Below are 23952 nucleotides of genomic sequence, written 5' to 3' on the forward strand. Positions count from 1 at the left end.
GCCGATGGTGACCGCTTCCGGCTGGCAGTCGAAGCCGTCGACACGGGGGAAATGGTCGGTACTGTCGGCTTCACGAGGCCGGCCCACGTGCGGGCCGGTTCATGTACGGCATCGCGATCGGCGCTGACCTGGGGATAGGCCGTCACTGCTCGATGAGACGCGCTCAATGTTCGGCGCGACGGGACACCACTGATCGCCGTTCTCGTACCGCCCGGTGCCGTAGTCGTTGTCCATGCAGGTCCCCGACGGGGCGGGCCCGTGAGTGGATCGCCGAGCACGGCGAGGGGCCGACGATCCGGGAGATCGTGCGTTGGGGGCGGCCGTCAGGTCCACGACCTGCCCGGCCGCCGGCTCTTCGCCCTCGGCCTTCGGCGGTTCCTTCGGTCGTTGTACTCGTACAACGTGGCCTGCAGCATCGCGGCGGCGACGGTGTCGCCACCGCCTCCTGCCAGCACGATTGACGACCGCACTGTGTGCGATCCCGCATTTTCTTGCGCAACCCCCGGCGTCTGGCGAAATCCCGTTGGTGAATGTCACTCCAGCCACTTCTGCGGGGGAAGACGGCCCATTTGCGTCATCGCGGAAATCTGCTTCGCCGCCGGGCCAAGTAGCCTCCCAGAGAAGGGCAGATCCCGACCATGACCGTCGTCGCGCCGATATTGATCGGCGTTTTGTACGTATGCCTCATGTCCCTCATCCGCGAGCCGCACCGGCGCCGCTTCAATGCGGTCATGGTCGCCGGAGCCGGGGCCGGGGCCGCGTACATCAGTAGTGGGGGCTTCGGCCCCTGGGAATTCGTTTTCACGACCGTCATCACCTACTGCGCGTACCGTGGCCTGGAGTCGTGGACGTTCATCGGCATTGCGTGGCTGCTGCACACCGGTTGGGACCTGCTGCACCACCTGCAGGGCAACCCGATTATCCCGTTCGTGGAGCACTCCTCCTTCGGTTGCGCGATCTGCGACCCCGTGATCGCCGCGTGGTGCTTCACAGGTGGTCCCTCGGTCACGGATTTTCTCCGATCGCGGATCTCCCGCTGCTGGTCGGCCCTCGGGCCGCGGCGCCTGGTCACGACGTCGGGAAATGATTAGGCGGCCTGCACGGCCGCCACAGCTGTCGCCCCGGACGCGGAGGATTTCGGACGCTTCCGCGTTCCGGTGGATCCTGACACTTCATCCACTGTCGGAGATTTCGGCACAGCTAGCATCGGTCGAGCCGCGCAGCGCCTGTTCCTCGCCGCTCACCCATCGGGCGAGGGCGGGCACCCGATATTCGTTGCGCAGCGCAATCTGTGCACCAGTGCAGGCGGCGAGCGCGATGGCGAACAGGTAGCCGCCGTTGGGTGTGCCTCCCGTCAGGGTCCACCCCGGGTGGACTCGTGCCAGCGCCAGCGATGGTCGCCTGCGGGTCTGACCTCGGTGTCGGCATCGAGGCGGTAGCTCTTGCTCATACCTGCTCCCCAGCGGTCGACCGCGGAGCATCACCCAGCACGGACTCGCAGTCCTGCCAGGCGGCACTGCTCAGCAGGGGGCGGAGCCTGGTGAACAGATCCAACAGGTCGCCGCCCCACCGCTCGCGGAAAGCGCTGTCGACGTGTGCGATGTCCAGTTCGTTGGCCGCGGTGAGTTCAGCGAAGTCCTTCTTCTCCTGCAGGGTGGGGGTGCGGGTGCAGCTGGTGAATCGATCGTGGAAGCGCATCGCGTGGTCGGTGATGGTTGCGTACGTCGCTTGCCGGTCACAACTCGCGTAGAGGTACACGATGGACTCGGCCTCCGCACCGATGACGTCCTGCAGGCGTGCGCGCTGATGAGGCAGCAACAGAACGGGGGCGAAGCTGCCGGTGCCGTAGAACGCGTGGCACAGGCCGGCGAGTTGCAGCGCGGGGCGGGCGCTCCAACGGGCGAGTCTGTGCCGTACCCCGTCGAGGTGGGCCAACAGGGTTCCTCCGGGGTGGTCGAGCTCTTCTGCTCCCAGCTCGCGCAGAAGGCGGCGTGCCGCGTGCCTCGGATCGCTGGTAGGGGTCATGGAAGGGCTCCTTCAGCTGCTCGATCGTCATATGGCCACGGCGACGGACGCGGTCACCCCGACCGCGACGATCACGCCGCGCAGAACGTGGGGCGGCAGGCGGCGGCCCACACGGGCGCCGAGGAGACCGCCGATCGTGGAGCCGAGTGCGATCACGCCCACGGCTGCCCAGTCCACGTCCGTCACCGCGATGAAGACGGCCGCCGCGACGCCGTTGACCAGTGCGGCGAGGACGGTCTTGGCGGCGTTCAGGCGCCGCAGATCATCGGGCAGGAAGGTGCCGAACAAGGCCATAAGCAGCACGCCTTGGGCCGCGCCGAAGTAACCGCCGTAGACCGCTGTCCCCAGTACTCCGGCCCACACCGGCACGCCCCCGTCCTTGCTCCCGTATCCGCTGCGCTGCTGCAGCCACCCGGTGAGGCGGGGCTGGAGCAGGACCAGAGCGCAGGCGAGCAGGATGAGCAGAGGCACCGCGGCCTTGAACGTGCCGCCTGGCAGCGTCAGGAGGAGCAGCGCGCCAGCGAGTCCGCCGATGAGTGCCGCGCCACCGAGTCTGAGCAGCCGCGGCCGCTGCCCCTTGAGTTCTCGGCGGTAGCCGTAGGCGGCGCCGAGGACGCCCGGCACGAGGCCGATGGTGTTCGAGACGTTGGCCAGGACGGGCGGCCAGCCGAAGGCGAGCAGCGTGGGGAAGGTGATCAGGGTGCCGGAGCCGACGACGGCATTGATGCCGCCTGCCGCGACAGCGGCGGCCGCGATGGCGGCTGTTTCGAGAGCTTGCACGGGGGTCGCCTTCCGGGCACGGTCCAGCGCCGGGGCGCGAGGGATCCGCATGTAGGAGGTGGGCTTGGCGTACGGGGAGGGTCGGCACCCGGCGCACACCCAGCACACCGTCCGGAGCGACGCGCTGAGCTCGGCCGGGTTGCCGCCCTGGGCCCGGCAAGATCGTCCCGCCCAACCAATTGCCAAGTCAATCCTCGGGTTTCCTTACCCTCCCCCAAGCTGTAGCTTCGCCCCTCATGACCCTCGACGACCTGCGCGTCTTCGTCGCCGTCTGCCGCACCGGCAGCCTCAGCGCCGTCGCACGCGACCTGTCCTGCACCCAGTCCGCCGTCAGCCAGCACATCAAGCGCCTGGAGCGGGAAACGGGCGTCGCCCTCCTGGAGCGCCACCCGCGCGGCGTCATACCCACCCCGGCCGGACAGCTCCTGCACACCGCCGCTGCCGGAGGACTCGGTGACATCGACCACGCCTTGCGCCGCCTGCGCGACCTGGTGCACGGCGAAGGCGGTTCGGTCCGCGTCACCACCGGCGCCACCACCGTGCGCCACTTCATGTCCGAGGCCGTGGTCGCCTTCCGTCGCCAACATCCCAAGGTGAGCCTGGAGTTCGAGACCACTCACTCCAGCCGCAGCTGCTTCGACGCACTCCTCGCCGGCGGACTCGACCTCGCGTGGATCACTCTCGACGAACCGGTGCGCGGCATCGAGCAGCGCCCCGTGGTCGAACTGCCCTGGGTCCTCGCCGTCGCCGCGGACGACCCCCTGGCCTCCAAATCCCGCCTCAACCTGGCCGAGTTGGCCGACATCCGACTGATCGCCCTGCCCGAGAACGCGATTTCCCGGTCCCGTCTGGACGCCTGGCTCACCGAGGCGGGGATCGCGCCGCGCTCGGACACGAGCGTCGCCGACTGGGACACCGCGATCCTCCTGGCCGAACTCGGCCTGGGCCACGCGATCGTCCCCGACTTGCCCGCCTGGCACGGCCCCGCCCACCCCGACCTGCGCCTCATCCCCGTCCCCGAACTACCCGCCCTGTGGACCGGCTGGGCCGTCCGCCGCTGGAACGCGCTCTCCCCGCTCGCGCGTACCTTCGCGGACACGGTGGAGCAGCACTGCGACGCAACGTTCCCGGCAACGCCACCGCCCACAGGGAATACCCCAAACGCCGAGAGACCATCACGCCGTAGGTAGGCTGTGGGCCGCCATGACGCTTGTGAACAGCCCTGTTTCGCCGGTCATCGACGACGTCTGGGAGGAGCGCGCCTCGCTCTCCCCCAGGGACGCTGAAGCCCGTTGCGAAGTCCATGTCACGGAGGCAGTGGGCCTCCTGGACACCGGGACCGCCAGAGTGGCCCGCGTCGACGACAGCACCGACGAGGTCCTGGTCGACGAGCGGGCCAACCGCGCCGTGCTGCTCTCCTTCAAGGTCCTGGAAATGACCGAGAGCCAGGTCGGTGACTTCCGCCACCACGACCGCACCCCGCTCAAGAAGCGCCTCGACGGCGTCCGCATGGTGCCTGGCGCCATCGCCCGCTGGGGCAGCTACCTCGCCCCCGGCACCGTACTGATGCCGTCGTTCGTCAACATCGGCGGCTACGTCGACACCGGCTCCGTGGTCGACACCTGGGCTACCGTCGGATCCGCCGCACAGATCGGCCGCAACGTCCACCTGGCCGGAGGCGCAGGCATCGGCGGCGTACTCGAACCGCCCAACGCCGCACCCGTCGTCATCGAGGACGACGCCTTCATCGGCTCGCGCGCGATGGTCGTCGAAAGCGCGCGTGTCCGCCGCGGAGCCAAACTCGGTGCCAGAGTGATCCTCACCAAGTCCACCCGCGTCTTCGACGCCGAAACGGGCGGGGAACCGCCCCGCGGTGCGGCTCCCGCTGACCGCCCTCGGCCGGACCTTCCTGCACGACGCCCTCGGACACCCGCCGACGGAAGCCGACGTGGAGCTGCTCGTGCGCACCGTCCTGTCCGACTGGGACAGGACGGTGCGCCATCTGCCGGGCCTGGCCGACATGGTGGCCGAACTGGCCACCACGTACCGGCTCGCCATCGTGACCAACACCCAGGACGACGTGCTGGTCGCCGCACACCTCAAAGCCATGGGCATCCGCGACCACTTCGACGCGGTGGTCACCTCTCGACGTGGGCTGGCGCAAACCTCAACCCAAGATCTACGCGGCCGTGCTCAGACAACTCCAGATCGATCCCGCTGCTGCCGTATTCATCGGCGACACCTACGCCGCCGACTACCAAGGCCCCACCCAATCCGGCCTGCGCGCACTCCTCATCGACCCTGGCCGAGGAGCAGACATACCGAACGCCGACCGCCTCCACTCGATCTACGAGCTACCTGCCCGACTTCAGGCTCTGACGACATCGTGGCCGTGTCGGTGAGTCCGGCTCTCCTTCGCCCTCAATGGTGCTCCGCGCGAACGCCTCTGGTACCTCGATCATTCAGGCACCTTGTGCGCCAGCCGAAGCCCCCGCGAAGCCCGCGCCTGCAGCTGCCAGTACCACCTTGGGAGGCAAGTCGTGGACAGGGTAGGCAGGGTTGTCACACGGGATAACCTGGAAGGCGTCGCGCGGCTCTGGGCACCGAACATCGCCTCGTGGCCTGCAGCAACACCCCACCCGAGCCGGACCCTCTCGGGTGTCAGTGCAAAGCGACGGATCCGGACCACATCGTCTGAGACGTCGGCCCGTATCCGCACTCGCCGGACCAGATCAATTGAGAAATCCGCCAGTCCAGCGTCGCAAATCATCCGGTCGCCGCAGGTCACAGCCATAACCATGGACCAGATCATTTGAGATGGGACAGACGCGCCTGAAACTCGAAATCTATGTATCGGACGTCCGTGAAATCCGCTCGCTGGCCCGCCCGGGTGGTGCCGCCTGCCTGGAAAGAGGACTCCGTGATGGCCTCCGCGACGATCGTGTTCCTGTTGGTAGTTGTCACTGAAGCGGAGGTTCCCTCACGGGCGGTGCGGTGACACCGGGTACCAGTGATCGCGGTGAACCCCGGTTCGCTAACCAGCGTGCACCGCAACTGTTCGTGTCCCACCGGCGTCTGAACCCGTATGAAGGCCCACACGCACCCGCGTGTCCGGATCCGGATCACGCGGGGGACCATGGCGGCGGCCATGGGAGCGGCATTGCTGCCGATCGCCGCGTGCGCCAGCGACCCGCCCGCACCCCCGCGCCCCACCGGAAAGCCCTCGATCGAGCCCTGTCTGACGCCATCGAACGATCTCGTCGTGGACGTGGACGGCGACGACCACGCCGATCGCGTCTCCGATCCGTCACGTGTCGGAAAGCGGCTGACCATCGCCTTCGGCAAAGACTCCGGTTACGGCAGACCAGTGGGGGCCAGGCAACTGGTCGGCAGCGCCGGGAAAGATCAGCACGATGTCCTGGCCGCTGTCTCAGATTTCGACCAAGACGGGTGGACCGACCTTGTGGTGGTGGCCACTGGAAAGTGGCGCGGCGATGATCCGATCGACCCGCGCGTCGCCCAGGTTCGGTGGGGGCCGTTCTCAGCTGCGGGTGGCGGCCAGCGCACCCGCGACCTCGACCTTGGTGAGACGCGTGGCATCGCCGTCGCCGACTACAACCACGACCGCTATCCCGACCTGGCTGTCTTCAGCTACGCCGGCGACGGCGTCTACCAGACGGAAGCGCGCCTCGGCAGCCAGAGCGACGGGATCGCCGACGCAACGAAGCAGGTGCGCGACAGGTACACCGTCGACGACTACACAGGCGACCCCACTCCGCGAAACATGCCCCGCTCCGGCCTAAGCGAATTCCTCCCAGACTGCCCTAACCGGCAGGGCAGTTGAGTGCAAGCCCCCACAGCGGGTGGGCATGAGCTGCGGTCGGCGGCGGGGCAGCAGCTTTGCTTGCGCTGCTCAGTCAGCTCTGTACCGTGTTGTGCGCACCCCTTCTCGCCGGGACGCCCCTGCGGTCCAGCGGACGCCTCAGCCTCTCCCAACTGGCAATCGAGGCCGGCATCAAGAGCTGGCACCTCACCCACCAGCACCTCGACCTCAAAGAGCTCTTCGAGGCGCGAGTGAAGGCCGCAGCAGCCACACCCCAAGCCTTCGCCAAGCGTCTCAGCGAGCACGATGAGCTCAAGGAAAAGCACGCCAAGCTGATCAGACACTGCGCTGAATTGGAAGAACGCCTCCAAAGTTACGCGTCGGCGATCAACCTGCTTGCCCTTGAGAACGCAGCCCTGGCCGCCGCCTCCACGAATGCATCCGTGGTCCCTCTTCCCAGGCCAGAGGCATCCCCATAAGCCGTCCCAGAAGAGCGGGCCTCAGTGAGGAGCCGCATCCGCCCAATGACGAGCTGACACGCATGACGTCGATGAACCGGCCGGAGCGGATCGCGCGGCGATGGCAGTGGCCGGGCACCGCCTGTCTGCGAGCTCAGCTGACGGCCGTGCCGAACCACTTTGTCAGCTGGCTGAGCAGATCCTGCTGATCTTCACCGACCCACGCCACGTGGCCGTCCGGCCGCAGCAGCACCGCGGGCACGTCCAGTTCCTCGCTGACGTCGACGACGTGGTCGACCCGATCTGCCCAACCTGCCACCGTAAGCTGGCCGGTCTGGTCGAGCAGTAGTCCGCGGCCGCCGTGCATCAGCTCGTAGAGGCGACCCTGCTTCAGCTTCACGTCCCGCATCCGCCGGCCGAGCAGTTCGTGGCCCTCGCCGAAGTCGTAGCGGACCCCGACCGCGGTGATGATCCCGGTCACGTACCGGTTCACCTCCTCGAAGTCCATCAGCTTCGAGAACAGCTCCCGCAGCGCGGTCGCACCCGGATCGGTCCCCATCAGCGTGATCTGAGCGCGGGTGTTGTCCAGCACGCGAGCGCCCACCGGGTGTCGTTCGGTGTGGTAGCTGTCCAGCAGCCCCTCCGGTGCCCAGCCGTTGACCTCGGCAGCCAGTTTCCAGCCGAGGTTGAACGCGTCCTGGATGCCGAGGTTGAGCCCCTGCCCGCCGACGGGCGGGTGGATGTGCCCCGCGTCGCCGGCCAGCAGCACCCGGCCGACCCGGTAGCGCTCGGCCTGCCGGGTGGCGTCGCCGAAGCGGGAGAGCCAGCGCGGCGAGTGCGCGCCGAAGTCGGTGCCCGCGAAGGCTCGCAGCTGCTGCTTGAACTCCTCGAGGGTCGGCGCGGTCGTACGGTCCTCGGCCACGCCGTCGGCGGGCACGACGATGCGGTACACCCCCTCGTTCCCGTCCACGTTCGGGATGGCGCCGAACCGCAGTTGGGTCTTGCGGACTTCCGCGACGATGGCGGCAACCGTCGCCGGATCCTCGGTCACCTCCATATCACCCAGCAGCGTCTCGACCTTGGCGGGCTCGCCGGGGAAACCGACGCCGAGCCGCTTGCGCACCGCACTGCGGGCGCCGTCGCACCCGACGAGGTAGCGCGAGCGCAGGTGCGTGCCGTCCGCCAGCTCGACGGTCACCCCGTCCTCGTCCTGGCTCAGCCCGACCACTTCGCAGCCGCGCCGGATCTCGGCACCGAGTTCGAGGGCACGCTCGTTGAGCAGCCGCTCGGTGACCGGCTGCGGGGTGGCGAGGCCGTACGGGTGAGCCGTGTCCAACCGGTCCGGCCACGGCTTGTGGATGCCGCCGAAGAAACCGCCGACCTGGAACTTCTCACTGACCGCGAGGAACCGGTCCAGCAGGCCGCGCTGGTCCATCATCTCGACGCTGCGCACAAGCAGGCCGCGCCCGCGGGACCGCCCGGTCGGCTCGGCCAACTTCTCGAGCACGACCGTTCGCACCCCGGCCAGCCGCAGCTCGTTGGCCAGCATCAACCCGGTCGGTCCACCGCCGGCAACGATCACGTCGATCATCACAAACCCCCATTTGTTTCCGCAGGTTCTGGCTTCGGCTGGCGATTCTGCGGCACGACCCGGGTCTTGCCGCAAGCCCCCCGGTGCGCTACACCTTGAAAGTGGCAAGGAGTGGGTAACCTCCTTGCCTTTGCCTTTTGTCGTCCGCTGTGGACGGACAGCTTCCTCGCGAAGCAGCGGCGTACCGCCGTATGGCGGTACGCCGGCCCAGGAGGATCTCCATGGGCCTACGGATGAAGCCGCGGGGAGTCCTTCGACCTCACCGAGCCAGCCGTTGGCACGGCCTCGCGGATCCGTTCACGGAGGTTTTGGTTGATCTCCATGAGGCGGGGTCGCTGGCTGGGGTCTAGTTGGAGGACCGGGCAGCGGATGCAGGCTTATCCGAACCAGCCCAGCACAGCTGACAGTTGCCGATTTCCCGGGCTCCGTCACCGAGCGCGACTTCGGGAAGGTTGGGTGTCCGGGGCTCGTCGGGCGTGCCGCGGGCTGCTCGTGCGGGTGGCGGCCTGCGGCCCACGGCGAGCAGCGGATAGACCGTAGGGCTGAGTCAGGCGGCATCGATTCGCGCCGCAGTGACCGCCACCGTGGCGTAGCGCATCGTGAAGCTGCCTCCCACCGCGTCGATGGCGGCGCCGATGCCCGCCAGCACCTCTTCCAGCTCGGCCGGCGGGAGCTGGGTGTGTCCGCCGGTAGTGGGCAGCTGATCCAGCCACTCGTCCCGGCTGTAGGACCGCTCCCAGTCGAATCGCCACTGCTCCGGCTCGCTGAACGCGCCCACCTCTCGGATGCCGTTGGCTGCCCTGGTGCACAGCACCGAGTACCCGTCCGAGCCGGTCGGCCATTGGCGGGCAGCAAGCGAGTCGGGCATCACCCGGCGGTAGACCGCGGAGAAGGCTGCGGCCACGCCGGGCGAAGGTTGGCCCGCGTTCCAGAACACCGCCAGCCGGCCACCAGGCCGCAGCGCCTCAGCCGCCTTTGCCGCTCCCGAAACCGGGTCCACCCAGTGCCAGGTCTGCCCGGAGACGACCGCATCGAACTCCCGGCCGGCCGGGTCCCAGGCTTCGAACGCCGCCACCTCGACCTCGAGCCCGCGCTGTCGCGCCCACTCGGCCAACCGCGCGTCGACCTCGACCCCGAGCGCCCTGCAGCCTGCCGCTTGGAACTGCCGGGCTGCGATGCCGGTACCGATGCCGACGTCGAGAAAGTCGGGCCCGGGGCTCTCGGCGACGATCCGCTCCACCATCGCGTCGGGATAGCGGGGCCTGGCCCGGTCGTAGCGTTCAGGGTCCGAGCCGAACGACTCTGCTACCTGTCGGGCTCGATGAGGCTCGAGTTCAGAGAAACGTGCTCGCTCCGGCGGTATAGTGGGCATGTGCCCACTATAAATGGGCATGCGCCCACTCGTCGACTGGGTGGGCCGAGCGAGGAAAAGAGGAATGCACCGGTGCCGACGGGCGTGGCTATCCGCGATGCGCGCGACCAGCTTTTCGACGCCGCCGAGCGCGTCCTGCTCCGGGACGGGCCGAGCGCGCTGACGAGCCGGGCGGTCACCACGGAGGCAGGCTGCGCCAAGGGCGTCCTGCACCGGCACTTCGCCGACTTCGACGCCTTCCTCGCCGAGCTCGTGCTGGACCGCATCGCCCGGATCGACAACCAGGCCGCCGCCCTGCGCAACTCCGCCGGGACCGGCACCGTCGCCGGCAACCTCACCGGCGCGCTGATGACCCTGTTCGGGTCGGTCGCTGTGGCGATCGTCGGCCTCGTCACCTCCCGGGACGACCTGCGCGCCCGGCTGCGCCAGGCCAGGCCGACTGGCGTCCCGGTCCTGACGGAAGCTGCGGCCAGGATCGCCTCCTACCTCACCGTCGAGCGGGAACTGGGCCGCGTCGCGGCGGATGCCGACGTCGACACGCTCGCTCCCACGCTGATCGGGGCCGTGCACATGCTGTTCGCCGACCGGAAAGGCACCCCGCCGAAGGCTGGAGCTGTCCACAAGGTCGTGACCACGGTCATCGCCGGCGTCGTGCAAGATCCGCTGCTATGAACGGTCGCAGCAAGCCCGGACCCGGGGAATCGGGCACCCTTGCGCGCACGAGCTCAGCCTGGCAGACAGGTCCAACTGGCTGAGCTCGGGCGTCTGCAGGCTGCCCTCATCGACCTGACCGCCGGGGCTCCGGCCGGCGCCGTAGTCCACCGCTGCGGCTGCCGGATATCCGCATGGTGCAACACGTGGGCCGATGTTCCACCCCGGGCAAATGCCGGGTGCTGGATGCTTCCGCGCCTCTGGCAGGCTGGGCGCGTGACATCAGGAACCGCTGAGGAATTCACTGCCCACCGCCGCAGGATGTTCGGCCTGGCCTACCGGTTGCTCGGCTCCGCCGAGGAGGCGGAAGACGCGGTGCAGGACGCGTATCTGCGCTGGAGTGGCGCCGACCGTGCGGCGATCGAGCACCCGGGGGCCTGGCTCGCCAGGGTCGTCACCAACCTCTGCCTCAACCGGCTCACCTCGGCCCGTGTGCAGCGCGAGGAGTACGTGGGGCCGTGGCTGCCGGAACCGGTGTTCACGCAAGACGGTTCGCTCGGCCCCATGGAGTCCGCCGAGCAGCGCGACGCCGTGTCGACGGCGCTGCTGGTGCTGCTTGAGCGGCTCACGCCGACGGAGCGTGCGGTCTACGTTCTGCGCGAGGCGTTCGACTACGGCCATCGGGACATCGCCGGGGTGCTCAACCTGAGCGAGGCCAACTGCCGCCAGCTGTACCGCAGGGCGGTCCAGCGGGTGGCGACGCCCGAGGCTCGCTTCACACCGGCAGCCGGGCGACAGCACGAGCTCGTCGAGTCCTTCGTCATGGCAGCACGCGAGGGGGATCTGGCAGGACTGGAGAAGCTGCTCGCCAAGGACGTCACCTGGTGGAGCGACGGCGGCGGCAAGGTCACCGCAGCCCGGCGCCCCCTCCTCGGCCGGGAGACGGTTGTGCGCTTCCTGGTGGGCGGCGCGCAGCGGTTCGCGGGCGGCTGGGACCTCACGGTCGCCGAGGTCAACGGGGCACCGGCCCTGGTGGCGCACGTGGCGGAGCAGCTCATCGCCGTCGCCTCCTTCGAACTGCGCGACGGCGTCATCGCCCAGGCGCGGGTCGTCGTGAACCCGGGCAAACTCGTGTTCGCGGGCCGACAGTTCGCCGCAATGGCCCCCGGGGGCCTGACCCACGGGTGAGTGCGGTCACGAGGAGGCTGTCACATATCCGGGTGCTCGTCGGTTCTCAGCGGATGACGTGCGCTCCACGGGGAGCGCGCGCCCACCGAAGGGACGACAACTGCGATGACCACGATCCTGGTGACCGGCGGCACCGGAACGCTCGGCCGGCTCGTCACCGAGCGACTGCGCGCGGACGGGGCCGAGGTGCGCGTGTTGAGTCGGCACTCGCGGCCGTACGCCGTGGATCTGCGCGAGGGCACGGGGCTGGCCGCAGCCGTCGCGGGCGTGGACACGGTCGTGCACTGCGCGACCACGCCGCGCGGCGGCGACGAGCAGGCGGCACGCCATCTGATCGAGGCGGCCCGCCAGGCCGGGGTGCGGCATCTGGCGTACATCTCGATCGTAGGCGTCGACCAGGTGCCGCTCGGCTACTACCGGACCAAGCTTGCCGTCGAGGGGCTGATCGAGGAATCGGGGCTCGGCTGGACCGTGCTGCGCACGACACAGTTCCACGACCTGGTGCTGCGGCTCCTGCAGGGCTCGGCGAGGCTGCCGGTCATGCTGCTCCCGGCGGGGGTCGCCGACCAGCCGATCGAGGTGGCGGAGGTCGCCGCCCGGCTGGCCGAGCTCGCAACCGGGGCGCCCGCGGGGCGGGTGCCGGACATGGGGGGCCCCGAGGTCCGTACGTTTCCGGAGCTGGCCCGGGCCTATCTGCGCGCGAGCGGACGGCGCCGTTCCCTGCTGAACGTGCGCCTGGCCGGCAAGGCCTACCACGGGTTCCGGGCGGGCGGGCACCTGACGCCGGAGCGGGCCCTGGGCAAGGTCACGTTCGAGCAGTTCCTGGCGGGGCGTTTTCCTGCGCGCGGCTGACGCCTCCAATGTGAGATCCGGCTTCGGGCCGCTGGATGGTCTGGCAGAACACCAGCGTGGCGCGAGCGGAACCTACTGATGAAGAATGGGAGTTGATCGAGCCGTTCCTGCCAATAGGCGGGTTCGGCCCGTACCCCGAGCGGTTGCGGCAGCAGTTCGAGGGGGTCGCCTGGCGGTTCCGCACCGGCAGCCCGTGGCGGGACATGCTGACCGAGCACGGCGCCTGGCAGACCGTCTGCCACCGGTTCCCGCAGTGGCGTGACGCGGGCGTCTTCGAGCAGCTGATGGACGGGATGATCACCGAGGCGGCGCGGCGTGGGGCAGGTGGATCTGTCGCTGGTCAGCGTGGACTCCACGGTGGCCCGCGCCCACCACGATGCGGGCCGGTGTGGCCGTGAGTGAGGAGGTGCTGGCAGCCTTGGAGGAGGCCGCCGAGGGCGAAAAAGGGGCCGCGCAAAGGGACGAAGGGCGCAGGTCGCTGCGGCGGACGGCGAGCTCGACGAGCCCGAGCGGGAAGAGCGGCGGCGGATGAGACGCAGGCGCCGGACCCGCCTGAAGGCCGCCCGACTGGGCTGTTCCCGCAGCGGCCTGACCAGCAAAGTCCACTTCGCGGCCGGGCGGCGCTGTCGCCCGTTGTCCTTCGAGCTGACCGAGGGGCAGGCCGCCGACGGCCCCCGCTTCATCCCTGTCCTGGACAAGGTCAAGGCCCGGGCTCCGGTGGGCCGTCCACGCACCCGGCCTGACGCCGTGGCCGGCGACAAGGCCTACTCCTCCCGTGCCAACCGCGCCTACCTGAGTCGACGTCGTATCAAGGCGGTGATCCCGGAGAAGATCGGCCAGGCCGCCAACCGCAAGAAGAAGGGCCGCCGCGGTAGGCTGCCCTTCTCCCAACACCCTCGTGGCGCGCCCGGGCCTACCCGGGGGTGGTGAAGCGGGCCCGCCGCAGGTCGCGGAGCAACGCGATCTCGGCCATGTGGTGGATGAATTCGAGGTTGGCCCCCGACAGCACGGTGATGAATGGGTCGTCGGGGTCGGAGCCGTACGGGTACTGCGAGAAGCCGACCGTGTCGAGCTGCTCGTCGGTGATGGCGGCGACGCTGTCGCGCCAGCGGTCGATCAGCGCCCAGAACCGCTCGAGTGCCAAGGCGGCGGAGGGGGTGAAGTCGACCAGCAGCTTCGGCTCCTGCCGCCGTTCGCCGAAGGTCCACTCCCATCCGCCCGCGAAGCAGAAGTGCAGGTGCCCCAGCCGCCACGCGATGGTCGTGACCGGCGCTTCGTCAGGCTCCGGCGCACCGGTGTGGGCGAGGATCTGCTCGACCCGCTCGACACTCACGCTCCAGTCGTCGGCGATCTTGGCGACGGTCATGCCGCCGGCGGCCTGCCGGGCAACCTCGGCGTACTCGTTTGCCGGGATGTCCGCGTCGCCCAAGTCGAGCACCCACTCGCCCGGCCCGAACGCCCTGGGCGTCGCCGCCTCGCCCCGGCGCCGGATCGACCAGCAACCGGGCACCGGCTCCCACAGGTACTCCTCGTCGCCGAGCCCTGTCAGCCGCACCTGGGCCATCTCCCTGGCGTGGTCGAACTGGTCGAGCAGCAAGCCCAAACGGTCGGTCCGCGCGCCCTCAGTCTCCATGCCTGGCTCCCTTCGCGGTCGCGTCTCGTACCTCACTGCGCTCAGGCGGAAGTTAACGGCTCACCTCACGGGGCGCCACCGATTTTCTCGCCCACGAAGCGGTGCAGCACCACCCGCATCACCGCACTCGTTCAGGCCGTCCTCACCCTCCACGTGACCTGCTCAAGCTGAGGTTGGAAAAGGCTCAGTGCAGTTGCGAGGGTGTCCAATTCGGTCGTCACACAGGGCGAGTGGGCACCCTGGAGTCTGTGTTGCTACCCTTTGGAATCAATCGTCCAGTTGCAGCACCGCAGTTGAGAAGCCTCAAAGGCCTCACCTCCATCGGTTGATCAAGTCCTGCGTGGCTATGGATGGGCATGCGTTGCCGCGTCGCGTACTTGACGGTGGGGTCGCAACAGCAGCTACGGGAGTATGTCGTGACGAACCGGCCCCCGCGGGAGGCCAGCGCGCAGCATCCGCGCCTCGCACTGAACAAGCACGCAGACGCCACCGTCGCTCATGGCTTCCACCGTCTGGTGCTGCATCAGGACCTGAACCTCTTGTGATGTGCGTCACAATCGAGGGAGTGCGGGACGCCCGTCCGTGCGCGGCAGGCCGTCTGCGCAGGCCGCCCGCCGCTCCATTCGAGGCATGCGGCGGACACCGGCCCACGGATCACCTTCGATTCGGACGCAACGGCGCGCTCGGCGCGCCGCCCTGACGATATCGGGCAGTCACCACCGCCCGCCGTAGGCGAGGGTCCACTTCGACAACGTCGGCACATGCGGGCGACGCTTCTGGTGATCGGTTGCGTTCGGTTCACCGGCCGGGAACCCACAACATCAGCGAACCTCTGCGAATTGAACCATTCGGTTCGGTGAATGCCCCCGGCCGGGGGCGTACGAGTCCTGTCGACGGCCCATTCAATGGCCGTTGATTTTCCCCGAGTTGCGGACAACACTTGTATCTACACGGAACCGATGCCGCATTCCCGTATTCCTCCGAAACGGGCGCCGGGCTCGCGTGGGGATGGAGGTGACGAGACACATGGGCATGAACATTGCGATGACCACCCGCTGCTCGATCTCCGTGCGTTGGCAGCACGTGCGGGTGGTCATCATTGTCGTCGTCCTCGTGATCCTGAGTGTGCCGGCTCAGGGAAACGGTGACACGACACTGCTCGACGCGCTTTTGCCGCGCGTCTGAGGGAAGCGCTGATCCCTCAAGTGGGGGCGGTTGCCGGGAGACCAGTAGCTGCCCCTTAATATTTCAGGTTAGCGCACAACTACCCGTCGCTGAAGAGGTTTCTGCGCCATACCCCCAGAGCGTTCTTGGAACTATCCGGTAGCAGACGCTCTGGGTGTCACACCCATACGAATTGAATACACGGCGGCGGGAGTGGTGCAGAAATGCAGACGCGCGCCCGGTTCCCCGGCCACGGAATACGTGATCATACGGAAAGGACGCGGCGGAAAGCGCCGTTACCGTACTCGTCCGGCGGCGTGACCGGGACTCCTTGCGCCTCGACCCAGGCGTGGAAGCGGTAGGGATCATCGGCCGTGCCGATACACCACACCGCCCGCCGCCCGGTGAACGCCAGGACCGCAAGCGTGGCGAGGGACTCCTCCAGGCAGGCGGCCCGCCCCGGGTACAGCCCCGCGGCGCGGCGCACCGCTGCGAGCGAGGCCGCCGCCTGACGCGGGGTCGCCTCCCGTCGGCACCACCCGCGTGCGGTCCACCTCACCACGCGAAAGACGGTCCGGAACGGCAGCCGGATCAGGAAGAGTGCCAGCAGGAGACCGAGCAGGCCGACGACCACCGCGGGCGCGCCGCGGCCTTTGCGGGTACCTGCCGGCCGTACCGGAGTCGCGGCCATCAGCATCTCCGCAGCGGCCGAGGGGATCACAGGTCCTGGTGCACCTCGGCCGCCGGACCTGCCGTGCGCGCGCGTCTGTAACTTCGCTGCCGTATGAACTAGTTGGAAGGTTGCCGGTGCCGGGTTCACTGGTCTCGAGATCACCCGTTCCGGGATCCCCGCTTCTTCGGTCTCCGGGCCGCCGACAGTGAGCAGGCCGCGGCTGATCAGATCGTCCGCGAGCCGCCGGGCGTCCTGGCGGATCCGGTCATGGTGCGGCTCGGGGTAGCGGCTCGCCATCACGTGCACCGCAGAGTCGAAATCCCGGCTGCGGCGCCACTCCTGCCACAGGGCCCGCGCAATGGGGTTCATCGCGAAGCAGTGGCCGGAGCGCACGTCGAGGAGCACGCTCCCGCCATGCGGTGCGGAACTCTCACGGACGTGTTCGGGCACACTCAACCGGGTCATGGCAGCTCCTCGCCGCTTTCACAGCACGCCAGCCACATATCCGCGCCCAGTAGGCGGTTGAGCGCCGGGAACGGCGCCGACAGCCCCGCGACGGCACGGTCGAGTGAAGCGATCACCCGCGACGGCTCGATGATGCCGAGGTCGGCCAGTGGCGACCGGACAAGACGTGCTCGCAGTTCCGCAGCGGACAGGCGGGCGCCCCAGTAGTCCTCGGCCGCGTAGTCGCCCTTGGTCCGCCGCCGCAGCACGGGGTCGGGGACCAGTCCGGCCAGTCCGGCCGCCAGCAGCGGCTTGACGGTGAACGGATCGGCCTTGAGAGGCAGCGGCAGGCTCGTACAGGCCCGTACGACCTCACTGTCGAGGAAGGGTGCCTGGGGCCACACACCGAACGCGCGTGCTATGGATGTGAATTGGCCCTGCACCGCCGCGGAGTTGCGCAAATCGCAGAGGACCGCTCGGGTGCCCGGTGTCAAAAGCACCGGATCACAAGAGGCCGACTCGGAACGCTCCCGGGCTAGTTCGGCGAGGTGCCGACGCGTGCGAGTGGTCAGCCAGGCGGCCTCCGGCCCTGGGGGCGACCACCAGGCGACCGCGTCCAGCCACTGTGTCGGACGCTGCACCGGATTTTCCAGCAGCACGGCCAGTTCACGCAATGCCCGGTCCACAGGCGTATGCGCCAGGCGAAGCGCCCGGAAAGCCACTCTCGCAGGGGAGAGCTGGCGCAGCCGGGCGAGGGCGCGTGCGTCGTGAGCGAGTCGGCGCAGTCCCACGGCGGCCGCCAGGTCACCGAGGTAGGCGGGCGGCACGGCCAGCAGAGCGTCACCGCCCTCCCCCGTCAGGTGGACGCTGCCGCCGTCGCGCGCGATGTGCGCGAGGCGCAACCGCAGCCGCGAGCCGGTCACGGCTGCCGGGTCGGGCTGGTCCACAGGGCCCTGGGACTCCAGGCCACGATAGGGCAGCGACGCGAGGCTACCCCGGGTGACATCCAGTCGGATCGCGGGTGTCTGCGCGGCGTAGTGCAGTGCGTGCTCGAGGTCGCCCGCCGACGCGTCGGGGTGGTGGTAGACGAACGCGTCCAGCGGTTCGGTGGCCCCACGGGCGGCAAGGAAGGCCAGCGAGGTGGAGTCCATTCCCCCGCTGAAGTCGGAGGTGACCCGCCTGGGGCCGCCGGCGCGCAGAGTGACCGCGCGCGTCAGCGACGACCGCAGTCGTGCTGCGCTCTCCTTGAAGTCGGCACCGCTGTCGGGACTGAGCCGTTCGTACGTCCAGTGGGTGAGGACGCCGGAGGGTTCGATCCGTAGCGCCTCCCCGCCGCCGAGCCGTCGCACACCGGCGAACGCCGAGCGCCCTTCGGTGAGTTCGGGAACCCCGGGGCAGACGATGTGCGCGGCGAGCGCCGTCGCGTCGGCGGCGCCCCCTGTCCCCGCCAGGACCGCTGCGGCCGTCGCCCGCGTGGAGAGGGCCGTACGGTCGCCGCGCTGCGCGTAGTAGAGGGGAAACTGACCCGCTGGGTCGACGTACGCGGTGAGGCGGTCACCGTCATGTATGACCACGAGCAGATATGCGCCCGGCCACTGCGTCAGCCGTTCCCAGCGGCCGTCCCTCGCCGCACGCTCCAGGTCCTCCCGCATCGTTCGTGCGTCGGCGAGGCACTGGCCGACCGCGAGCAGCCGTGCGCGCGCACACTCGGCAGTGCGCACCTCACCGGGGTGCCAGGGTCCCCAAGACCACAGCCGGCGTTCAGCGGGCCACACCCTGGCGGCCGGTTCCGGCAGCGGGGGCCACGTCGGCGAAAGGAACCCGGCGATCGCGGGGCCGTGAGGGAGGCGGACAGCAAGGCGGGGGCCGCGGCTGTCCGAGAGGGCGACAGGCGTAGGGGCAGGCATGACGGCGATCCGCAGTACTACCAGTAGTACTGCGCGTTGGCGTCGGCGTTACCACTGGGCGAGCTGCCAAGCGTCACCTCGCGGACATGGCCGAGATCGACCAGCAACGGTGACTCGTAGGCCGCCTGCTCACAGGAGGACGGCACCACACCGGGCTTCGCCGCTTGCCGCTCGCCTTCGGAATCGCCGCACAGGAATTCGGCGAAAGTGTCATGAGCCATCGGGCCGCCTCGGGTCAGGGACAGGCAACTGCCCCGGAAAATAGGTGCATGAGTGGCGTACGCCATTCCACTCGAGCGACAACGGATTCTAACCACCTCCGCGCTCCGGCAGGTATCGAACTGGACCGCAGGCGCAGCGTGTTGGCCTGGCAGTTCATCCCCCGTCGCCATAACGGCCGGCAGAGTCCCCACTCAGCGTCATACCAGGCCACACACCGGTGTCCCTAATTGACGAACGGCGCCTGCTCATTCGAAGAGGTAAGGCGGTGAATCCGGGAACTTCTTCATCACATCGAAGAAGTTGTTGGTCGAAAAGGGGGCCCGGACATTAGGCGCCGTCTCCAGCCGCCATACGACAGGCCCGGAGTGCCCGAGGACCCGGGAGCGTCACGGCTCCGTGTTCTCCGTGTTCTCCGCGCTCTCCTGGCCTCTCAGTCCGAGGACGAGGGCGCCCTGCGCCTCCGCCTTGGTGCCCAGTTCGCTGAGCGTGAGGGCGAAGGAGGAGCTGCTGGCGACCGCGCCGGGCAGCGCGAAGCGGCGCAGCGACTCGTTGCAGCCCTCTAGCAGCAGGTGTTGGCACTCGGCGAGCTGACCGCCGACCACGATGAGGTCGGGGTTGAACATGTTGCATAGCTGGGCGAGGGAGCGGCCCAGGGTGCGTCCGGCATCCTGGATCACCCGCATGCAGACCGCGTCCTGCGCGTTGGCCGCCCGGATGATGTCCTCCAGCTGCTCAGGACCGGCCGCGCTGTTCCTGGCGCGCGCGGCGCGGACCTGCGCGATCAGCGCCTCGGCGCCGATCACCGTCTCCAGACAGCCGCGCCCGCCGCACTGGCACACCGCGCCGTCCGGGTCCACGGTCAGGTGGCCGATCTCCCCGGCCATCCCGCGATGACCGCGCAGCACGCTGTTGTGCACAATGATCCCGGCCCCGACGCCCGTCGACGCCTTCACGTAGACCACCGTCTCGGCGTTCTCACGCGTGCCGTACGTCTGTTCCGCCAGTGCGCCGAGGTTGGCGTCGTTGTCGATGACCGCGCGCACGCCCAGCAGGGCTCCCAGGTCCCCCGCCGGGTCGTCCTCCGCCCGCCACGGATGCAGGATCGGCGGAGTGAACGCGGCGGTGCGCGGGTCTATCATCCGGGGCACGGCGATGCCGAGCGAGAACACGTCATTTCGCCGCTGTCCCGTCGCGTCGACCGCGTCGATGATCATGTCCTTGACGACCGGCAGCGCCCTATGCCACCCCCTGCTGACACCTTCCGCGTTGACCCGCACGGCCACCTGATCGAATTCCTTGTCGAGTCTGCGGGCGACCACCGTGACGTGGTTGTACCCGAGGTGTACGCCCACACCGACGTTCTCGACGGGGACAAGGCAGACCTTGCCGCCGCGGCCCTTCCCCTCCGCCCTGACGCCGTGCACGAGTTCGGCCGCTTCGAGGTCCCGCACTGCGGCCGACACCGTGGCCTGGGACAGCAGGGTGCGGCGTGCGATGCCGACCTGCGTATCCGCCTTGATCGCAACGGCGAGTAACACCTTCCTGCGATTGGTGCCCCTCGTGGGTGACCCCGTCAACCGGCTTAAAAGATCGCGCATGTCACCCATCGAGCCCCCCAGCCGGAATCCACACTTCGACTTTTCTATGGCCGAAACGGGAATTTTACCAGGTGGATCTTCGATTCCAAGCCCGCGCGGCTTCGAATAGATCCACGAAAACTTGAGGATGTACGGCGTCCAGCATGCGAACTTGATCAATTGAGCGGACCGAAATTGGCTGAAAATGGCGACGAAGAACCGGAAAAGACCGCATCCGTGCGTGGCTCACACGGTTATTGATCGTTTCCGAGCTAGTCGTCCGGGCACCTACCTCTTCTCGCTTGACGATCTCTCAGCGCGCACAGGTCGGCAGCGAGGGCGATGCGGACCGAGAGCGTCAGCGAGTCGGCGCGGCAGAGGGTCTCAGTGGCACGGGTGACCGTCTCATGACTTCGCGCGGCAGCCGACTCGGGATCCCGACGAAGTTGCGCAGGGCGGCGTTGATGGCGCAGCCCAGGGTCCAGTGATGGCTCTCCCCTACCGCGGCCGTCATGTCGGCCGGCGACTCGTCGATCACAGACGTGTCCGGCTGCCTATTCATCGCGATCGGCCACGACCCGCGTACCGAACTACCTCGTCCGGGACCACACCTCCACCTCCCTGCCCCACACCCCACCCGCGGCAAGACCGCGCTCACCGACGTCGGACCGGTGGAGATAGCAGTGCCCGAGACCGTGAAGGCACCTTCGAGCCGAAGACCGTCAGGAAGCGGCTGTCCGGGGTGGACGAGACACTTGGCTGCAGTGCCGGTCACCGCCGCCCAGCGGCCTTCCGGGCTGCGCGAGTGCGGGTCAGCCACCGGGTCATCAGAGTCAGGACCGGGGGGACGATCACGGGACGGCCGCCGACGGGACACCAGCGTTGTCGCCTGCGGCCGCCGGGGACGCCTGCCCCGTGTACCAGGCAGCCAGGTGGTCCTGCATCTCGGCGTGCCGGAACTGGTAGATCGGTCCAACGGCCCGCAGCAGGCCGAGGCGATGGGCGTCGTCCAGGAACGCCATCAGCCGACGGGGCAGTCGGCCCGTCGCCGCCAGACGGCGGGTGGCCGCCAGGTAGGCGAACCACGCCCGGTGCCTTCCGAGCACCAGCCCGTTCACGACCCCGGAGACGGATCCGAACACGAGGGCGAACATGAGGCCGATCCAGACTCTTTCTTCGAACCCGCCCTGATATGCGATCCCGATGTATTCGGTTCCGAACAGCACCCCGGTCGGGATCCCGACCGCAACCCCGGACGTACCGGCGCGCAGGAGGTTCAGGGCTCGGTCGGCCCGCCAGTTGACCGGTGGAGTACTTGCCCTTGCTTCCGGCGTCGGGGTTTCTGCCCAGGAGACCACCCCTCTCGCTATTCCGACCACGGGACCGGCCCAGAGTCCGACGGTGCCTCCGAGAACAAGCGCGTCGCTGAGCCTTTCGCCGGGCGCGCTTCCGGTTCCGGAGAGGTAGTCCGGCAGTTCGGTCACGAACACGACCGTGGTCCCGAGCACGGAGGCGAAAGCGAAGCCCGACGCGATCTCGACAGCAAATCTCCGGAGCAGCAGGGTCAGACGGCCGGGGAGGCGGAGGTTGAGGAAGCCCGGTTCCTCCCGCGCCCAGGCACCGGCCGCGACCGCGGCTGCGGGGCCGACCAGGAGCCCGACGGCGAATCCGATCGGTATCCCCGCGAAGACGACGGCCGTCAGCCCGTTCTCGAATATCTGTCCTTCCATGGACGCGCCCACCCCCGTCAGCGCGGTGAGGAGCACGATCAGGACCGCGAAGGCGAGCGCGGTGAAAGCGCCGAAGGCGATACGGGTTTTGGGGGCGAGAGCGCCGGTGTTGCGTGCCAGTTGCCACCAGGCGAGGTCGCGGGTGCCACTGGTGTGGAGGTAGTGGGCCAGGAAGCCCAGCCATCGGCGGACCTGGTCGGGGTCATGGCGAGTGCTCGGGCGGAAAACCTCGGTGGGGTCTTCGCCGGGCGGGCGGGTGGTGATCAGGCTGCCGACGAGGTGGTCGAACAGGTGAGCGCGCAGGGCTGGGGCGTCGAGGAAGCGGTCGGGGTCCAGCAGCGGGGCAGGATCGGCACCAGGGGTGACGTAGACGGTACGCAGCAGCCACAGCCCCAGCGGAGTGGCGGCCAGGTCGGCCAATGCCGCGACGGGGCGGGCGAGGACGGGCGTGCGAAGTTCCCGGAGAACGCGTTCCCAGGCCGGGGCCCGGACGGGGCGGCAAGCAGCGTTCGAGGTAGTCGGCCGCCACGGTCGGTGTGAGGGGGTCGGTTTCAATCACCAGGGCGGAGGTGAGCGCGTCCCCGGCTTGCTGGAGGGCGTGGGCAAACTCGGCGGTACGGCTGGTGAGGATGAGCTGGTCGGTGTCGGCCAGGGAGCGGTTGAGTGCGGTGATCACCTCAGCCTGGGCAGGCGGGGGCAGTTCGTCCAGCCCGTCCAGGATCGGCAGGATGTGCCCTCGCCTGGCCAGCACCGCGGCCATGTCGGAGCCGAGACCGGGAGCGCGCAGGGCGGGATAGTCGGTGGCCAGTCGGTCGCTGATCCACTCCTGCAGCCTCGGATGGCGCCCGGTGTCCCACCCGGCCGCCGGCACCAGCACCGGCTCGTCCCCATGGCGTTCCCGGGAAGCCAGTAACTCACGCACCATCTGCACCGCAAGCGTGGTCTTGCCCGCCCCCGGTCCACCGAGGACCACCAGCCGTCGGCGCTCCATCCGGCGGAACTCTCCCACCAGGCCGCCGATGTTGTCGCTGGACACCGATAGCAGTACACCAGGGGTGAGGTTGGCGGGATGGTCCATCAGGTCGGCCCGGCGGCAATCCGCCAGTGCACGGGGATCGGGACCGGGTCGTCCAGCGACCGCAGCACCGCCTCGGCCCGCCACTGCTCAGCCACCAAACCGGCCAGCATCTCCTTGGCCTGGTCAATCTCCTCGCCCGTGGGAGCCAGTTGGGGGCCGGCTGTACGCCGCCACCAGGTCCACAGTCCCACTGCCAGCATGGGGGCCGCCAACAGCGCCGCGACGATCCCGGCCACCACCCCGGCCGCCGCCAAATCCCTGCGGATTCCGGCGATTCCCACCCAGACCAGCAACCCGGCCAACGCGTTTAGCCCGAGTACGAGGACCACCGTGCGCCACGACACACCACCTGCCCTCCTGCGCCTCGCCATGGCCACAACCCTAGGGAGCCCCGGCTGGTGCCGCACTCCGATCGGGACGATCGACCCTCCCGCAACCGTTCCCGGGCCTGTCGGCCGTTCGGTGCCAGCGCCCTCCTACGGGACAACCGGCTCTTCACCACAGCCCCACCCACGGCGACAGCAAGCGGCATGACCGCCCCCTTAAGACTCCGCCGCCCTCATAGAACCGCCCTAGACTCGAGAGACCGGAGGTACTGGGGGGATCACCACCCGGGAGGACCCCATGCGACACACCAGACTGGTCGGCGAATCCGCGGACTACCTCGCCGCCCGTGAAGAGCTCAGGCTGGCCGAGATCGACCTCATGCGCCACCGCGAACAGGTCGCGGCCCAGCGCCGGGCGCTCCCCCAGGGGCCGCCCGTCGACGACTACGTCTTCATCG

Annotated in this window: 22 protein-coding genes and 4 pseudogenes; 14 read left to right on the forward strand and 12 right to left on the reverse strand. The window is 68.9% G+C overall.

Translation table 11 applies throughout. The features are described 5' to 3' along the window. The first annotated feature begins 638 nt into the window (after nt 1-638). Entirely contained in the window at nt 639-1091 is a 453-nt protein-coding gene (locus tag ACZ3H8_RS38780) for a DUF6010 family protein (RefSeq protein WP_467409823.1), read from the forward strand. Nucleotides 1092-1446: 355 nt separating this feature from the next. Here ACZ3H8_RS38780 and ACZ3H8_RS38785 read toward each other — a convergent pair whose 3' ends face one another. Continuing rightward, nucleotides 1447-2025 carry a DUF6817 domain-containing protein gene (locus tag ACZ3H8_RS38785; RefSeq protein ID WP_467409826.1) on the reverse strand — a complete coding sequence of 193 codons (579 nt, stop codon included), beginning with the start codon at nt 2023-2025 and terminating at the stop codon, nt 1447-1449. A gap of 27 nt (nt 2026-2052) precedes the next feature. After that, nucleotides 2053-2805 (reverse strand): sulfite exporter TauE/SafE family protein, encoded by a 753-nt coding sequence (locus ACZ3H8_RS38790; protein WP_467409828.1) that lies wholly within the window; start codon nt 2803-2805, stop codon nt 2053-2055. A gap of 236 nt (nt 2806-3041) precedes the next feature. On the opposite strand from ACZ3H8_RS38790, the gene ACZ3H8_RS38795 reads away from it, so the two are divergent. The 6 genes and pseudogenes from ACZ3H8_RS38795 (at nt 3042) to ACZ3H8_RS38820 (ending at nt 7107) form a co-directional block, all read left to right on the forward strand. After that, a complete protein-coding gene (locus ACZ3H8_RS38795) occupies nt 3042-3995 on the forward strand; it encodes a LysR family transcriptional regulator (RefSeq protein ID WP_467409830.1) in 954 nt (317 codons plus the stop codon). A gap of 13 nt (nt 3996-4008) precedes the next feature. Further along, nucleotides 4009-4677 (forward strand): annotated as a pseudogene (locus ACZ3H8_RS38800) (2,3,4,5-tetrahydropyridine-2,6-dicarboxylate N-succinyltransferase); the annotation flags it as partial. A 121-nt stretch (nt 4678-4798) separates the two neighbouring features. After that, a pseudogene (locus ACZ3H8_RS38805) lies at nt 4799-4891 on the forward strand (hypothetical protein); the annotation flags it as partial. Between the two features lie 103 nt (nt 4892-4994). Then, entirely contained in the window at nt 4995-5207 is a 213-nt protein-coding gene (locus tag ACZ3H8_RS38810) for an HAD hydrolase-like protein (RefSeq protein WP_467409832.1), read from the forward strand. 734 nt (nt 5208-5941) lie between these two features. Beyond that, the gene (locus tag ACZ3H8_RS38815) at nt 5942-6649 is read left to right on the forward strand and encodes an FG-GAP repeat domain-containing protein (RefSeq protein ID WP_467409833.1); all 708 of its coding nucleotides are present in this window, start codon (nt 5942-5944) and stop codon (nt 6647-6649) included. Nucleotides 6650-6735: 86 nt separating this feature from the next. Further along, the gene (locus tag ACZ3H8_RS38820) at nt 6736-7107 is read left to right on the forward strand and encodes a hypothetical protein (RefSeq protein WP_467409836.1); all 372 of its coding nucleotides are present in this window, start codon (nt 6736-6738) and stop codon (nt 7105-7107) included. Nucleotides 7108-7240: 133 nt separating this feature from the next. On the opposite strand, the gene rox is transcribed toward ACZ3H8_RS38820, so the two are convergent. Together rox and ACZ3H8_RS38830 are read right to left on the reverse strand one after the other, a co-directional pair. Then, nucleotides 7241-8677, reverse strand: coding sequence for a rifampin monooxygenase (gene rox / locus ACZ3H8_RS38825; RefSeq protein WP_467409838.1), 1437 nt, complete (start codon nt 8675-8677; stop codon nt 7241-7243). 547 nt (nt 8678-9224) lie between these two features. Next, nucleotides 9225-10049 (reverse strand): class I SAM-dependent methyltransferase, encoded by an 825-nt coding sequence (locus ACZ3H8_RS38830; protein WP_467409839.1) that lies wholly within the window; start codon nt 10047-10049, stop codon nt 9225-9227. A gap of 72 nt (nt 10050-10121) precedes the next feature. On the opposite strand from ACZ3H8_RS38830, the gene ACZ3H8_RS38835 reads away from it, so the two are divergent. From ACZ3H8_RS38835 to ACZ3H8_RS38850, 4 genes and pseudogenes are all read left to right on the forward strand, one after another. After that, complete coding sequence (locus ACZ3H8_RS38835) at nt 10122-10721, forward strand: TetR/AcrR family transcriptional regulator (RefSeq protein ID WP_467409841.1); 600 nt, start codon at nt 10122-10124, stop codon at nt 10719-10721. A 255-nt stretch (nt 10722-10976) separates the two neighbouring features. Beyond that, complete coding sequence (locus tag ACZ3H8_RS38840; RefSeq protein ID WP_467409843.1) at nt 10977-11888, forward strand: RNA polymerase sigma-70 factor; 912 nt, start codon at nt 10977-10979, stop codon at nt 11886-11888. Between the two features lie 105 nt (nt 11889-11993). After that, nucleotides 11994-12740 (forward strand): SDR family oxidoreductase, encoded by a 747-nt coding sequence (locus ACZ3H8_RS38845; RefSeq protein ID WP_467409845.1) that lies wholly within the window; start codon nt 11994-11996, stop codon nt 12738-12740. A 56-nt stretch (nt 12741-12796) separates the two neighbouring features. After that, nucleotides 12797-13628, forward strand: a pseudogene (locus ACZ3H8_RS38850) (transposase); the annotation flags it as partial. Nucleotides 13629-13653: 25 nt separating this feature from the next. Here ACZ3H8_RS38850 and ACZ3H8_RS38855 read toward each other — a convergent pair. Next, complete coding sequence (locus ACZ3H8_RS38855; RefSeq protein ID WP_467409847.1) at nt 13654-14373, reverse strand: DinB family protein; 720 nt, start codon at nt 14371-14373, stop codon at nt 13654-13656. Nucleotides 14374-14789: 416 nt separating this feature from the next. Here ACZ3H8_RS38855 and ACZ3H8_RS38860 point away from each other — a divergent pair, with 416 nt between their 5' ends. After that, entirely contained in the window at nt 14790-14918 is a 129-nt protein-coding gene (locus ACZ3H8_RS38860; RefSeq protein WP_467409849.1) for a hypothetical protein, read from the forward strand. 481 nt (nt 14919-15399) lie between these two features. Further along, nucleotides 15400-15558 carry a hypothetical protein gene (locus ACZ3H8_RS38865; RefSeq protein WP_467409850.1) on the forward strand — a complete coding sequence of 53 codons (159 nt, stop codon included), beginning with the start codon at nt 15400-15402 and terminating at the stop codon, nt 15556-15558. 244 nt (nt 15559-15802) lie between these two features. On the opposite strand, the gene ACZ3H8_RS38870 is transcribed toward ACZ3H8_RS38865, so the two are convergent. The 7 genes and pseudogenes from ACZ3H8_RS38870 to ACZ3H8_RS38900 form a co-directional block, all read right to left on the reverse strand. Beyond that, nucleotides 15803-16675, reverse strand: coding sequence for a lasso peptide biosynthesis B2 protein (locus tag ACZ3H8_RS38870; protein WP_467409853.1), 873 nt, complete (start codon nt 16673-16675; stop codon nt 15803-15805). Next, nucleotides 16672-18561 carry an albusnodin/ikarugamycin family macrolactam cyclase gene (locus tag ACZ3H8_RS38875; protein WP_467409855.1) on the reverse strand — a complete coding sequence of 630 codons (1890 nt, stop codon included), beginning with the start codon at nt 18559-18561 and terminating at the stop codon, nt 16672-16674. The genes ACZ3H8_RS38870 and ACZ3H8_RS38875 overlap by 4 nt, the downstream gene beginning before the upstream one ends. Nucleotides 18562-18578: 17 nt before the next feature. Beyond that, nucleotides 18579-18782, reverse strand: coding sequence for a lasso RiPP family leader peptide-containing protein (locus tag ACZ3H8_RS38880; protein ID WP_467409856.1), 204 nt, complete (start codon nt 18780-18782; stop codon nt 18579-18581). Between the two features lie 387 nt (nt 18783-19169). Next, on the reverse strand, nt 19170-20321 hold the full coding sequence (locus ACZ3H8_RS38885) for an ROK family transcriptional regulator (RefSeq protein ID WP_467409859.1): 1152 nt from the start codon (nt 20319-20321) through the stop codon (nt 19170-19172). Between the two features lie 890 nt (nt 20322-21211). Continuing rightward, nucleotides 21212-22510 (reverse strand): hypothetical protein, encoded by a 1299-nt coding sequence (locus ACZ3H8_RS38890; RefSeq protein ID WP_467409860.1) that lies wholly within the window; start codon nt 22508-22510, stop codon nt 21212-21214. A 97-nt stretch (nt 22511-22607) separates the two neighbouring features. Then, nucleotides 22608-23168: pseudogene (locus ACZ3H8_RS38895) on the reverse strand (NACHT domain-containing protein); the annotation flags it as partial. After that, the gene (locus ACZ3H8_RS38900) at nt 23168-23539 is read right to left on the reverse strand and encodes a hypothetical protein (protein WP_467409863.1); all 372 of its coding nucleotides are present in this window, start codon (nt 23537-23539) and stop codon (nt 23168-23170) included. The pseudogene ACZ3H8_RS38895 and the gene ACZ3H8_RS38900, both read right to left, overlap by 1 nt. A gap of 253 nt (nt 23540-23792) precedes the next feature. On the opposite strand from ACZ3H8_RS38900, the gene ACZ3H8_RS38905 reads away from it, so the two are divergent. Continuing rightward, nucleotides 23793-23952, forward strand: a 160-nt coding sequence (locus ACZ3H8_RS38905) for a DUF899 family protein (RefSeq protein ID WP_467409864.1), incomplete at its 3' end; no start/stop codon positions are given.

It is taken from the genome of Streptomyces sp. NPDC002868 (assembly GCF_055563295.1).

What these genes read in the sequence shown, in the direction of transcription:
- rox (WP_467409838.1), bottom strand. Translation starts at nt 8,677, where the DNA reads ATGATCGACGTGATCGTTGCCGGCGGTGGACCGACCGGGTTGATGCTG.
- ACZ3H8_RS38870 (WP_467409853.1), bottom strand. Translation starts at nt 16,675, where the DNA reads ATGACCCGGTTGAGTGTGCCCGAACACGTCCGTGAGAGTTCCGCACCG.
- ACZ3H8_RS38815 (WP_467409833.1), top strand. Translation starts at nt 5,942, where the DNA reads ATGGCGGCGGCCATGGGAGCGGCATTGCTGCCGATCGCCGCGTGCGCC.
- ACZ3H8_RS38880 (WP_467409856.1), bottom strand. Translation starts at nt 18,782, where the DNA reads ATGGCTCATGACACTTTCGCCGAATTCCTGTGCGGCGATTCCGAAGGC.
- ACZ3H8_RS38845 (WP_467409845.1), top strand. Translation starts at nt 11,994, where the DNA reads ATGACCACGATCCTGGTGACCGGCGGCACCGGAACGCTCGGCCGGCTC.
- ACZ3H8_RS38785 (WP_467409826.1), bottom strand. Translation starts at nt 2,025, where the DNA reads ATGACCCCTACCAGCGATCCGAGGCACGCGGCACGCCGCCTTCTGCGC.
- ACZ3H8_RS38780 (WP_467409823.1), top strand. Translation starts at nt 639, where the DNA reads ATGACCGTCGTCGCGCCGATATTGATCGGCGTTTTGTACGTATGCCTC.
- ACZ3H8_RS38900 (WP_467409863.1), bottom strand. Translation starts at nt 23,539, where the DNA reads ATGGCGAGGCGCAGGAGGGCAGGTGGTGTGTCGTGGCGCACGGTGGTC.
- ACZ3H8_RS38795 (WP_467409830.1), top strand. Translation starts at nt 3,042, where the DNA reads ATGACCCTCGACGACCTGCGCGTCTTCGTCGCCGTCTGCCGCACCGGC.
- ACZ3H8_RS38875 (WP_467409855.1), bottom strand. Translation starts at nt 18,561, where the DNA reads ATGCCTGCCCCTACGCCTGTCGCCCTCTCGGACAGCCGCGGCCCCCGC.
- ACZ3H8_RS38830 (WP_467409839.1), bottom strand. Translation starts at nt 10,049, where the DNA reads ATGCCCACTATACCGCCGGAGCGAGCACGTTTCTCTGAACTCGAGCCT.
- ACZ3H8_RS38855 (WP_467409847.1), bottom strand. Translation starts at nt 14,373, where the DNA reads ATGGAGACTGAGGGCGCGCGGACCGACCGTTTGGGCTTGCTGCTCGAC.
- ACZ3H8_RS38865 (WP_467409850.1), top strand. Translation starts at nt 15,400, where the DNA reads ATGGGCATGAACATTGCGATGACCACCCGCTGCTCGATCTCCGTGCGT.